General features: G+C 72.0%; 9 protein-coding genes. 8 read left to right on the top strand and 1 reads right to left on the bottom strand.

The window, feature by feature from the left end; genetic code table 11:
- Positions 1-651: 651 nt before the first annotated feature.
- Entirely contained in the window at positions 652-1,314 is a 663-nt protein-coding gene (locus ACQCO7_RS39260) for a DUF2637 domain-containing protein (protein WP_464076292.1), read from the bottom strand.
- A 592-nt stretch (positions 1,315-1,906) separates the two neighbouring features.
- Here ACQCO7_RS39260 and ACQCO7_RS39255 point away from each other — a divergent pair.
- From ACQCO7_RS39255 to ACQCO7_RS39220, 8 genes are all read left to right on the top strand, one after another.
- Positions 1,907-2,827 carry a hypothetical protein gene (locus tag ACQCO7_RS39255; RefSeq protein ID WP_464076291.1) on the top strand — a complete coding sequence of 307 codons (921 nt, stop codon included), beginning with the start codon at positions 1,907-1,909 and terminating at the stop codon, positions 2,825-2,827.
- On the top strand, positions 2,827-3,252 hold the full coding sequence (locus ACQCO7_RS39250) for a pilin (RefSeq protein ID WP_464076290.1): 426 nt from the start codon (positions 2,827-2,829) through the stop codon (positions 3,250-3,252). The genes ACQCO7_RS39255 and ACQCO7_RS39250 overlap by 1 nt, the downstream gene beginning before the upstream one ends.
- Before the next feature lie 59 nt (positions 3,253-3,311).
- Positions 3,312-5,063: a hypothetical protein gene (locus tag ACQCO7_RS39245; protein ID WP_464076289.1), complete on the top strand. Its 1,752-nt coding sequence runs from the start codon at positions 3,312-3,314 to the stop codon at positions 5,061-5,063.
- Positions 5,060-6,088, top strand: a complete 1,029-nt coding sequence (locus ACQCO7_RS39240) for a PrgI family protein (RefSeq protein WP_464076288.1) — start codon at positions 5,060-5,062, stop codon at positions 6,086-6,088. Before ACQCO7_RS39245 ends, ACQCO7_RS39240 begins: the two co-directional genes overlap by 4 nt.
- Complete coding sequence (locus ACQCO7_RS39235; protein WP_464076287.1) at positions 6,085-7,923, top strand: VirB4 family type IV secretion system protein; 1,839 nt, start codon at positions 6,085-6,087, stop codon at positions 7,921-7,923. Before ACQCO7_RS39240 ends, ACQCO7_RS39235 begins: the two co-directional genes overlap by 4 nt.
- Positions 7,924-8,017: 94 nt before the next feature.
- Complete coding sequence (locus ACQCO7_RS39230) at positions 8,018-10,453, top strand: DUF8128 domain-containing protein (protein ID WP_464076286.1); 2,436 nt, start codon at positions 8,018-8,020, stop codon at positions 10,451-10,453.
- A gap of 15 nt (positions 10,454-10,468) precedes the next feature.
- The gene (locus ACQCO7_RS39225; protein ID WP_464076285.1) at positions 10,469-11,479 is read left to right on the top strand and encodes a replication-relaxation family protein; all 1,011 of its coding nucleotides are present in this window, start codon (positions 10,469-10,471) and stop codon (positions 11,477-11,479) included.
- A gap of 27 nt (positions 11,480-11,506) precedes the next feature.
- The gene (locus tag ACQCO7_RS39220) at positions 11,507-12,514 is read left to right on the top strand and encodes a replication-relaxation family protein (protein ID WP_464076284.1); all 1,008 of its coding nucleotides are present in this window, start codon (positions 11,507-11,509) and stop codon (positions 12,512-12,514) included.
- Positions 12,515-12,520 lie beyond the last annotated feature (6 nt).

Here is a 12,520-nt window from a genome sequence, read left to right as displayed (position 1 = left end):
CCCTGCTTCCCCACCCAAACTGCATGAAACTCCGCCCCCAGGATCAACAAGATTCACAAAAAGTAAGCACATTCAAACCACAGGCTTACCTTGCGTCAAGGGATCTTTACCGTCGGCAAGAGCGGTCGGCTGCCGCACCCGGGAGGCATCAACACGGCACCACCAGCTCGGATGCGACACAAGGTGAAGTGACCACGAACACCCGCCAGACACTCGCGAGAAGCTTCGACCTGTCGAACTTGCATCCGAATCAAGGAAGTTCAGAAAAGGGAAAGCCCGGGAGAGTGACACCCCAACCTCAAGGTGCGGTTGAGGCTCCAGGGAAATCTCCTCCCGGGTCCATGAACCGAGCTCCAGTCCAGTGGTGAAGGTCACGCCAGATGACGCACGGTTCCCGGGCAAACAGCGAACCGCGTACTCAGCGATCTCCACGAGCACCCCTCCCAAGAGCTCCAATCTGTGCACCCCGGAAACCCGAGAAGAGGCTACGTCCCGCCACATCAGCCAACCCGCGTCTTCGGAAGATGCCCGGCCGCAGTCACGGCAAGGGAATCCCCGCAGGTCACACCCGGCGTGCCACAACCAGCCCTTTCCTGCGGCTCCTGCCCGGGACTCGAACCTGCGGCTACGAACGTCATGGCGATGGGCAGGTCACTCTCCTTGTCCAGCGATCTTCCCTGTTCCTGAAGCCACTGCGGGTCCGAACCCGTTGGCCTGACCCGTTCTCACGAATGCGGCCAATTGTCGTGACCGGCGAGCGCCGACGTGCAGTTCCTTGCGGAGGGTCTCGGCCGAGGCCGGACGCTGGTGCGTTTGCCGATGCCGGGCGTCGAGCGCCCGTGCCCGCGCGAGCAGCGGATCGCTGTCGTCATGCGGACCTTGACCGCCCGCCGTCTCGCCAATTGTCCGCAGGGGACGGTGGGCGAGGAGTTCGACCGACAGCAGTAGCGCGACGGGGGGCCATCCCGCGACCAGTACCGGTTTCCACGCCAGGGTCGGCGCTGCCGCGATGTTCGCCGCGAGGGACACCATGATCCCCAGCAGGAAGGCCGACCACATCGCACCCCGCGCCCTGCGGGTGTATCCGTCGGAGGGCTTCAGCAGGCCGACCGTGGACAGAAGCAGGAGGCCGTCCACGGACAGCGGCCACAGCGAGGCGCTGACTCGGTCCGCTCCGCCTTGGAACGCGAACTCCCGCTGGTGGACGTAGGAGGCGTACGCGGCCACGCCCGCCACAACCAGAGCGCACAACGGCCGTACCCACACGTCCGCCCGCTGAACGGACTCCGCGCCGGCGGCATGGGCATCAGGCATCGCGAACACCAGCCCACCCGGGGCGGACGGTCGGGAGGGCGACCGGTTCTGCTGCGGTGCGGTCCGGGCGGAGTCGGTTCGGCCCGGGGTGTTCGCCAGCAGGTCGGTGAACCGGCGTTTCGGCCGTCCGGGAGTCGGTACAGCGACCGTGGGCCGGAGCGTGGCGGATTCCGGGAGTCGTGTGCAGTGGTCCGGTGGCGGGGCATCCGGAATTCCGGAGTCCGGCGGCGGACCGGAGGCCGGTGAGGATCTTCTTCCGGTCCGCAGTCGGACCGGGGTGGTTCCGGTGGCGGGTCTGGTACGGCCGGATCATGCGCGCTCTCCTCGGCGCAGGCGCCCACACGTCGCCTACACCCAAGAAGACCGCGATTTAACCCCGTTTTAGCCACGTCCCCCCGAAGAGCTTCCAGACAGGGCCTGTGACGTGCCGCGTTGAAGAAGACCTAAATCACCACTAAATCCCGGACCGTCCGCTCCTACTCGAAGGCCAAGTCACACACCCGGCTCCAATTGTCGCTGTTTGGCGTTTTCTTGTCGCCCGTCCGGTGCGGTGGGGGCGTCCCTCTTCCCCTGACCGAGGAGGCGCCCGGTCATGGCTTCCTCCCGCCATGAACTCCCCCGCAACACCCCTGTCCTGCCGCTGGACACCGTCCGCGAGCGCTTCGGCCTGTTGGTCACCGGCCCCGAGCGGCTGACCGTGGACGGCCGCCGCTACCACGGCCTGCCGCACCGGCCCGTCCCGCTGGACGAACTGCGCGCACTGCTGCTCCAGCCCGCCTGCCCCCGCCTGACCCGCGACGCCGTGTGGACGCACCTCGTACGCCGCTCCCGCCGCGACGGCGCCCTGTGGGTCCTGGCCTGTGCCGGGATGGCGCTGCCCGCGCTCGCGGGAGTCGTACGACGGCTCTCGGACCGCTTCCCGGGGGAGGCGTCCGACCTCCAGGCCGAGGTCCTCTCCGGGTTCCTGGGCGCACTCGCGTCCGTCGACGTGGTCCGGCCCCGGGTCCTTCCGCGACTGCGGTGGGCCGCCTACCGGCAGGGCCACGCCGCCCTTACCAAGGCGCTGGAGGCACCCACCCCGGTCGCGCCGGGCTTCGGGCCGTCCGTACCCCGACCCCCGTGGGGCCACCCGGACCTCGTCCTCGCACGGGCGGTCCGGGAAGCGGTCCTCACCCGGACCGAGGCCGACCTCATCGGGACCACCCGGCTCGACGACACAACCGTCACCGACTGGGCGGACCGCAACCGGACCACCCTCAACGCCGCCTACAAGACCCGCCGCCGCGCGGAGACCCGCCTCGCCGCCTTCCTCCACGACGAAGCCCGCGCTCTTCCCGACGACGATCCGGTCGTCCGCACCGCGCTCAACACCCTGCCGCCCGCTCCAGCGGGAGAACCCCGTACGGAGAAATCCCGGCCGTCCGTGGCCAAAAACGGCCCGGATTCCGGCCTTTTGAAGTGTGGGGGTTCCCCGCCCCCTTCCCCTTCCTCTTCGGCTCCGGAGGCGGACTGATGAACCGGGTACTCCTTCTTCGTCGCCTCGGGCTCACTGCCGCGCGAGGCCGCGCCGCGCTGAACCGGGTTCTCCTCCCGGACCGGCGCTGGATCGTCTGGTGGGTGCTCACCACCGGGGCCGTACTGGTGGTGTGCCTGCTGGGGGCGTCGTCCGCGTCGGCGGTTGAACCCGGACGGACCCTGGGGGCGGCGGCCTCGGTGAACGAGGTCCTCACCAACATCCGCAACTGGATCATGGGGATCGCGGCCACGCTGGCGACCGTGTTCCTGTCGATCGGCGGCCTGCGCTACATGCTGGCCGGCGGCGACCCGGGCGAGGTCGAGAAGGCCAAGATCGCTTTCCGGGGCGCCGGCTGGGGGTACGGCATCGTCGTACTGGCGCCGCTGTTCGTCGAGATCCTCAAAGGGATCGTGGGCGCCTGATGAACGCCACCTACGCCCAACTGCCCCGTCCCTCATCGGCACTTGGCGACCGTCCTCCGGTGCCGAATCGTCGTGGACGGCGGCGTCGGCGCCGGGTCCTGGTGCTCGGGTTCGTGGTGCTGATGGTGTGCGCCTCGGTGTTCACCGCCGTCGCCGACCCGAGCCCGAGCCCCGCCCCGGCGCCCGAGCCCACCGCCTCCGCCACCCCCAGCCCGGTAGCGACTGCGTCCGCTACCGCCTCGCCGTGCCCGGCGGCGGACTGCATCCCGCAGCCCGGTACGTCCCCTTCTCCGGTGCCGACCACCAGCGCGATGCCTCCGGCCGCGGTCCCCGACGCGGGCGGGGGCGGCGGAATCTCCGGGTGGATCGCCAAGGGCATCAGCAGCGCGATCACCGGCTTCTTCAAGACGGTCGTCAAGTCCGCGCTCAACCCCCTGCTCGGCCTCCTCAGCGACACCCTCCTCACCACCCCCAGCCCCGCCTCCCTCCCCCGCGTCGGAGAGCTGTGGAACAACTCCTGGCAGACCGCGCTGGCCTGCTACGCCCTGCTTGTCGCCGTCGGCGGGATCGTGGTCATGAGCCACGAGAGCGTGCAGACCCGCCACTCCGCCAAGGAGATCGCCCCACGCATCCCCCTCGCCTTCCTGGCTGCCGCGCTCTCCCTGTTCCTCGCGGGCAAAGCCGTCGACCTCGCCAACGCCCTCTCCCGCGCCGCACTCGACGGAGGCGCCGACGCCGACACCGCCGGACCCGCGTTGCGCAGCTTCGTCCTCGCCTCCTTCAACTCCGGCGAGGGCAGCGTCTTCCTGATCCTGATGTGGCTGGCGGTCGTCGTCGTGCTGGTCGCCCTGCTGATGACTTTCGTGGTCCGCGTCGCGCTGACGATCATCCTTGTCGCGGGTGCGCCGCTGGCCCTGATCTGTCATGTGCTGCCGCAGACCGACGCGGTCGCGCGCTGGTGGTGGCGGGTCTTCGGCGGGGTGCTGGCCATCCAGGTCGCGCAGTCCCTCGCCCTGATCACGGGAGTACGGGTGTTCCTCACCCCCGGCGGCTTCGGCCGCGACGGCCTGTTCGGGCTCAACGACAACGGGCTCGTCAACGTCCTGGTCACGCTGGCGTTGCTGTACATCGTCTTCAAGATCCCGTTCTGGATCCTCGGGTCCGTCCGTCTCAGCAGCGGGCACTCCCTCGCCGGGAATGTCGCGCGGTCGTACGTGATGTACAAGACGTTCGGCCTTCTGCACGGCCGTCACACCGCCGTCGCGGGTACGGCGCGGCGTAGCCCGCCGCCGGGAGGAGCGGGGTGGGCGCCACGCTCCGGCCGTCCGTCCGGGCCCCGCCCCGGTGGCCCGCCGCCACGCAGGCTCACGCCGCCGGGACCGGCGCTGTTCCTCCCGCCGCACGCGCCCTATCCCGGGCCGGGCGCTCCGACGAGCCACGCCGCGGGACCGCCGCCGATGCCGACCTTCCAGGCCCCCGGGCCCTCGACGCCGACCGTGCCGTCGCCCCGGCCGCTCTTCCCTCCGGGCCTCCCGGTGTTCCAGGCGCCCGGCTCCACCGCTCCCACCCCGGCAGCCCCGGCGGCCGGCAGAGCACCGGGGCCGGCCCGACCTCTCTTCCAGCCTCCCGCTCCACAGCCCCGTATCCCACCCCAGCGCGCCACCCGGCCCCCGGCGCCGGCCGTCTTCCGGCCGCCCGTACCCCCGCCTCCGCCGCCCCGCCCGGCGCGCACCAGCCCGCCGCCCCCGACGGCCTTCGTCGCCCCGCCGCCACCCCGCGCCTACCGCACCCGAGGAGGTGACACGCCGTGACCCAGCCCGTCCGCATCCCCGCCGACGTCGACCGCCCGGACACCGTCCTCGCGCATCTGACCGCACGGCAGTTGTTGATCCTGGCGGTGACCGGCATCGTCCTCTACGGCATCTGGTCCGCCGTGCGCGCCTTCGTCCCCGTGGTGGTGTTCCTGATCCCCGCGGTCCCCCTCGCGGCCGGCGCCACCTTCATCGCCCTCGGCAAACGCGACGGCCTGCCCCTCGACCGCCTGCTCCTGGCCGCCGTACGCCAACGCCTCGCCCCCAGGCTCCAGGTCGCCGCCCCCGAGGGCATCCACCCCGCACCGGCCTGGCTCGCCGACCGCGCCACACCGTACGACGGACAAGAGGCGGCCCCCGCGTCCCCGGCCGCGCTCCGGCTCCCGGCCGAGAACGTCACAGAGGCCGGGGTCATCGACCTCGGCACCGACGGCATCGCCGCCATCGCGGTGTGCGGGACCGTCAACTTCGCCCTGCGCACCCCCGCCGAACAAGACGCTCTGGTCGCCGGGTTCGGCCGCTACCTCCACTCCCTCACCGCCCCCGCCCAGATCCTCGTCCGCTGCCAGCACCTCGACCTGACCGCCCAGATCGACGAACTGCGCCGGCGGGCCAGGTCGCTCCCGCACCCGGCGCTGGAAGCCGCCGCACGCGAGCACGCCGGCTTCCTCGACCACCTCGCCACCGACAGCGACCTGCTCACCCGCCAGGTCCTGCTCGTCCTGCGCGAACCTGTCCGCCTGGGCGCTCCTTCACCTCTCGCCCCTGTGCGGAGAACCCATCGCCGCGAGGGCGTGGCGGATCCGGCTGCCCGGCGTGCCGCCGAGACCCGTCTCGTCCGCCGCGTCCAGGAAGCCGCCGGACTGCTGGGCCCGCTCGGTGTCCCGGTCACGTTCCTGGACGCCGGACAGGCAACGGCGGTCCTGGCCTCCGCCTGCAACCCCGGCAGCCTCCTGCCTCCGAACGCGCCACTCGCCCGAGCCGACGACATCATCACCACCGGCGCAGACGGGCGGCCGGAATGATCCGCAACCCTCAACACGTCGGCAGCGGCGGGGAGTTCGCCCCGGACTCAATCGCTATAGCGCCCCGCCACCTGGAGGTCGGCGACGACTGGACCGCCTCGTTCGCGATCACCGGCTACCCCCGCGAGGTTCACCCCGGCTGGCTCCAGCCCCTCCTCACCCACCCCGGCCGCCTCGACGTCAGCCTGCACATCGAGCCCGTCGACCCCGTCACCAGCGCCACCCACCTCAAACGCCAGCTCGCCCGCCTCGAATCAGGCCGACGCCACGACTCCGAGCACGGCCGCCTCACCGACCCGTACGCCGAAGCCGCCACCGAAGACGCCCACGACCTGTCCGCCCGCGTCGCGCGTGGCGAAGGGAAGCTCTTCCGCTTCGGCCTGTACCTGACCGTCCACGCCACGAGCCGCGAGGAACTCGCCGACGAGACAACCGCCGTACGGGCGCTGGCGGCCAGCCTGCTCATGGACGCCAAGCCCACCACCTACCGCACCCTCCAGGGCTGGATCACCACCCTCCCCCTGGGCCTCGACCGCATCCGCATGCGCCGCACCTTCGACACCGCGGCCCTCGCCGCCGCCTTCCCCTTCACCAGCCCCGACCTCCCCACCAACACCACCCCCGCCGGCGTCCTCTACGGCTACAACCTCGGCTCCCAGGGCCTGGTCCACTGGGACCGTTTCGCCCTCGACAACCACAACTCCGTCGTCCTCGGCCGCTCCGGCGCCGGCAAGTCCTACCTCGTCAAACTCGAACTCCTGCGCTCGCTGTACCGGGGCATCGAGGCGTACGTCATCGACCCCGAGGACGAATACACCCGCCTCGCCGATGCCATCGGCGGCACCACTCTTCGCCTCGGCGCCGAGAGTGTCCGCCTCAACCCGTTCGACCTGCCGATCCACACCCGCCCCGACGGACGGCGCACCGCCCCGAAGGACACCCTCACCCGCCGCGCCCTCTTCCTCCACACCGTCATCTCCGTCCTCCTCGACGCGCCGTTGACGCCCGACGAACGGGCCGTGCTGGACCAGGCGATCGCGACGGCCTACCAGCAGGCCGGCATCACCTCCGACCCGCGCACCTGGACGAGACCCGCCCCGCCGCTCACCGACCTCACCGCCGTCTTGCGCCGCGCCAAGAGCCGTACGGCGGACAGCCTGGCGGCCCGGCTGCGGCCGTTCACCGAGGGCGCGTTCTCCACCCTCTTCGCCGGGCCCACCACCACCCGGCCCGAAGGACACCTCGTCGCCTTCGGTCTACGCGACCTCGCCGACGAGCTCAAGCCCGTCGGCACCCTGCTGGCCCTGGACACCGTCTGGAACCAGATCTCCGACCCGGCCGCGCGCCGCCCCCGGCTGGCGACGGTGGACGAGGCATGGCTGCTGATGAAGTCGGCTGCGGGCGCCGAGTACCTGTTCCGGATGGCCAAGTCGTTCCGCAAACGCTGGGCCGGGCTCACCGTGGCCACCCAGGACACCGCCGACCTCCTCGCCTCGGACCTCGGCAAGGCGATCGTGGCCAACGCGGCCACCCAGATCCTCCTGCGCCAAGCACCCCAGGCCATCGACGAGATCACCCGCACCTTCGACCTCTCCCAGGGCGAACGGCAGTTCCTCCTGACCGCCGACCGGGGCCAGGGCCTCCTGGCCGCAGGCACCCACCGCGTCGCCTTCCAGGCCGTCGCCTCCCCCACCGAACACCACCTCATCACCACCGACCCCGCCGAACTCGCCGCCCGCACCCCGACCGCGAGCGAGCAGGACGTGTTCCTCGACCTTGATCACGAGGACGTCCCACCCAGCCCCGGCGACGAGATCGACCTCGACGGCGCGTGAACGGATGCGAGCAGCACCGGCGCGGGCTCGCCGCCCCGCGCGGTTCAACGCCCCGGCGCCATAAGGAAGTTCACCTCATCGAAAGGCCCTCACCATGAGTGTCGAACAGCGCGCCTCCTTCGTCCACGACTACCTGCGCGACCCGGCAGCCGCCGTCCATGCTCTCCTCGACGGCCTGGCACACACGGCATCCGCCTGGGCGCCCCTCGGCACCCCGGCCGTCGGCCTCGTCTCCGTTGTGCTGGTGTGGGCGCGCTGGTGGTGGCGCCGCCGCTGCCGGCGCATCCTCGCGAGCGGCGCCCGTCTGATCGCCGTCCTTCCGCCGCCGACCGCCGATCCGGCAGGCGCCGAGGCCCTGTGGGCGAACCTCCTCGGTCTGCTGCGCCCCGCCTGGCGACGCCATCTCACCGGCCAGCCCCACGTCGCGTGGGAGTACGTCTTCGACCGCGAGACGATCCGTCTGCGCCTGTGGGTGCCCGGCACCGTCCCGCCCGGAACGGTGGAACGCGCCGTCGAGGCCGCCTGGCCCGGCGCCCACACCCGCACCACCCCCGCACCGGTCGCCCCGCACCTGAACACCGAGTCGGCGGGAGGGGAGTTGCGGTTGGCCCGCACCGAGGCCCTGCCGATCCGCACCGCCTTCCCCGCCGACCCGATCCGCGCCCTCCTCGGCGCCCCCGCCGGCCTCGGCCACGGCGAGGAGGCCCTCGTCCAGATCCTCGCCCGCCCGGTCACCGGCCACCGGGTGAAGAAGGCCCGGCGTGCGGCCCGCCGTTTCCGTACCGAGCCCTCCACCCGCCTGCCCGGCCGCCTCCTGGACCTCCTCACCCCCGGCCCGCACCACCGCGCCCGCAGCACACGGCCGGTGATGGACCGTCAGACCGCGTTGAGCACAGCCGTGGAGGACCGGGCGATCGTCACCAAGGAGCGCGGCGCGTCGTACGAGACCCGTATCCGCTACGCCGTCACCGCGCCCCTGCCCGACGCGAAGACGCGTGTGGTGACGCGGGACCGGCTACGGGGACGGTGCCATGCGATCGCGTCGGCGTTCTCCGCGTTCACCGAGCACAACTACTACCGCCGCGCCCGCATCCGCCACCCAGCCCTCCGGGTCACCGAACGGCGCCTGGACAAGGGCGACTTGCTGTCGCTGCCCGAGCTGGCGGCGATCGCGCATCTGCCGTGGGACGAGGCGATCCCCGCTCTCCCCCGCGCGGGAGCCAGCGCCGTACCCCCACCACCCGGAATCGCCACCACCGGCCCCCACGTACGTCCGATCGGGCTCACCGACTCCGGCCGCCCCCGCCCCGTCGGCCTGCGCGTCCCCGACACCCGCCAGCACCTCCACATCCTGGGCGCCACCGGCTCCGGGAAATCGGAGCTGATAGGCCGCATGATCCTCGCCGACGCCGAAGCCGGACGCGGCCTGGTCGTCGTCGACCCCAAGGGTGACCTGGTCACGGACATCCTGATGCGGCTGCCGGAGGAACTCGGCGAGAAGGTGGTGCTGTTCGACGCCGACAGCAAGAGCCGTCCGCCCGTCCTCAACCCCCTCGAAGGCGCCGACGCCGCCCGCACCGTCGACAACCTCGTGTCGATCTTCTCCCGGATCTACGCCTCCTCCTGGGGACCGCGTACGGAGGACATCCTGCGCGCGGGCCTGCTCACCCTGCGCGAACTCCCCGGCACCCCGCTGCTGACCGATCTGCCCCGCCTCCTGTCGATCCCCGCGTTCCGCCGGCGCGCGGTCGACCAGATCCACGACGAGGTCCTCAAAGGGTTCTGGTCCTGGTACGACTCCCTGTCCCCCGCCTCGCGGGCGCAGGTCATCGCCCCGCTGATGAACAAGCTCCGCGGCCTGCTGCTGCGGCCGTTCGTCCGATCCGCGCTGGCCGCCGGGCCGTCCACCGTCGACATGGAACAGGTCCTGGACGGCGGGATCTGCCTCGTGCGGATCGCGAAGGACTCCCTGGGCACCGAGACCTCCCGGCTCGTCGGCTCGATCGTGGTCGCGCGTACCTGGCAGGCCGCCACCCGCCGCGCCCGCCTCCCCCATTCCCGCCGCCACGACGCCGGGCTGTACATCGATGAGGCACACAACTTCCTCAACCTCCCCTACCCCCTGGAGGACATGCTCGCCGAGGCCCGCGGCTACCGCCTGGCCATGACGCTGGCCCACCAGTACCTGCGCCAGCTCCCCAAGGACCTCGAAGAGGGCATCAGCACCAACGCCCGCACCAAGATCTACTTCAACGCCTCCCCCGAAGACGCCCAGCGTCTCGCCCAGCACACCCACCCCCGCCTCACCCCGCACGACCTCTCCCACCTCGACGTCTACCACGCCGCCGTACGCCCCGTCCTGGGCGGCGCCGAGGCCCCCGCCTTCACCGTCGTCACCGAGCCTCTCCCGCCGCCCGTCCCCGGCCGCGCGAAGCAGATCCGCGCCGCCGCCGCCCGTCGAGGCACCCCCGCGCCCGTTCCCGACACGGCCCGGGAGCGGCGTACGACAGACCCCCGCCGCACCACCTGACCGGAGGCCCTCCTGATGATCTCCACCTCCCAGCGTCCCCTGCGCGGTCACCGGCCCGCCCGGCTCAGTGAACGCGCCGCCACCAGCACCGCGTACGTCACCCGGCTCGCCGAACACCTCACCGACCGCGACCGCTGGATCGCCCGCATGCTCCACGAACACCGGGTCCTGACCACCCCTCAGCTCACCGAGACCGCCTTCACCTCCGCCCGCGCCGCCCACCAGCGCCTCCTCCAGCTCTACAAGTGGCGCCTGGTCGACCGCTTCCAGCCGTTCGCCGCCTATGGGGCCGCCCCCATGCACTACGTCCTCGACGTCGCCGGCGCCGCCACCCTCGCCTACGAGGACGGCCTCGACCCCCGGGACCTCCCCTACCAGCACGCCCGCGCCCTGAACATCGCCCACTCCCTCCACCTCGCCCACACCGTCGGCACCAACGCCTTCTTCACCGCCCTCATCGCCCGCTCCCGACGGTCGGACGCGACCGGACGGCTCACCGCCTGGTGGTCCGAAGCCCGCTGCCGGCGCTCCTTCGGCGACACCGTCATCCCTGACGGCTACGGCCGCTGGCAGGAGGGGGGCTCGGTCTTCGAGTGGTTCCTGGAGTTCGACCTCGCCACCGAACGGCCCGACCGGGTCGCCGCGAAGCTTCCCCGCTACGCACGCCTCGCGGCCACGACCGGCACCATCACCCCGGTCCTGATCCGGCTGCCCACCGCCCGCCGTGAGACCCGCATCCGCCACGCCCTCGTCTCCGCCCTCGCCGCCCTCCCCGACTCCGCCCTCGTGCCCGTCGCCACCTCCAGCACCGACCTGGCGGCTCCCGCCCGGTGGCAGCCCCTCGACCGGCTCTCCCACCGCCGCCTCCCCCTCCACGAACTCGGACGCGCCTGGCCCCACATAGCGCCCCCGAGCCCCACCACCCGCATCACCACCACCCCCGGCTCCCCCACCGAGCTCCCCCCGCCCTCCCCGCTCCCCCCGGCGTCCCACGCAGGGAGCGCACCGCCGAGGAAGTACGCGTAACCCCACACCGCACCCGAAGGGAATCCCGTGATCACCAACCCGACGCCCCAACGCGCCCTGCGCGGCCACCAGCCCCACCGCCCCGCCTCTACCACCGCAGCCACCAGCGCCTACGCCGCCCACCTCACCACCCGCCTCACCGACCGCGACCGCTGGCTCGTCCACATGCTCCACGAACACCGCGTCCTGACCACCCACCAGATCACCGCGATGGCCTGGCCCTCCGAACGCGCCGCGAACCTGCGCCTGCTGCGCCTGTACCGATGGCGCGTCATCGACCGCTTCCAGCCGTTCATCACCTACGGCAGCGCCCCCATGCACTACGTCCTCGACATCGCCGGAGCCACCCTCCTCGCCCGCGAACACGGCCTCGAACCCCGCGACCTGGACTACCAGCACGACCGCGCCCTCGGCATCGCCCACTCCCTCCACCTCGCCCACACCGTCGGCACCAACGGGCTCTTCAGCACCCTCGTCGCCCACTCCCGCCCCGCCTCCAAGCTCACCGCCTGGTGGTCGGAGACCCGCTGCACCAAGCTCTTCGGCGACATCGCCCGCCCCGACGCCTACGGCACCTGGCAGCACGGCACCACCGCCGTCGAATGGTTCCTGGAGTTCGACTTCGGCACCGAACGCCCCGACCGCGTCGCCGCGAAACTCCCCCGCTACCACCGACTCGCCACCACCACCGGCATCACCACACCCGTCCTGATATGGACGCCGAGCCCCGGACGCGAAGTACAGATCCGCCGTACGCTCGCCCACGCGCTGACCAGCCTCGACGACCCCACCCTCGTACCCGTCGCGACCATCAACGCCGCCGGCTGCTCCGGCGACCCGGCCAACGACCGCTGGCACCCCCTCAACACCCGTCACCCCGACCTCCAACGACTCCCCCTCACCGAACTCCCCCACGCCTGGCCCCACTTGCCCCCGGTCAACCCCGCCCGCCCGAACGCCCCGCACACCGGCGCGGGACTCCCGCCCCCTTCGCCCGTACCTCCCTCCCCCACACCCCGCCGCCCCCGCAAGTGACCCGGC

This window comes from Streptomyces saintjeani, assembly GCF_055409605.1.
This window is presented reverse-complemented; position numbering and strand designations above follow the sequence as displayed.

Excerpts from the sequence above, each read along its gene's own strand:
- ACQCO7_RS39235 (WP_464076287.1), top strand. The coding sequence starts at position 6,085 with ATGATCCGCAACCCTCAACACGTCGGCAGCGGCGGGGAGTTCGCCCCG.
- ACQCO7_RS39250 (WP_464076290.1), top strand. The coding sequence starts at position 2,827 with ATGAACCGGGTACTCCTTCTTCGTCGCCTCGGGCTCACTGCCGCGCGA.
- ACQCO7_RS39225 (WP_464076285.1), top strand. The coding sequence starts at position 10,469 with ATGATCTCCACCTCCCAGCGTCCCCTGCGCGGTCACCGGCCCGCCCGG.
- ACQCO7_RS39255 (WP_464076291.1), top strand. The coding sequence starts at position 1,907 with ATGGCTTCCTCCCGCCATGAACTCCCCCGCAACACCCCTGTCCTGCCG.
- ACQCO7_RS39260 (WP_464076292.1), bottom strand. The coding sequence starts at position 1,314 with ATGCCTGATGCCCATGCCGCCGGCGCGGAGTCCGTTCAGCGGGCGGAC.
- ACQCO7_RS39230 (WP_464076286.1), top strand. The coding sequence starts at position 8,018 with ATGAGTGTCGAACAGCGCGCCTCCTTCGTCCACGACTACCTGCGCGAC.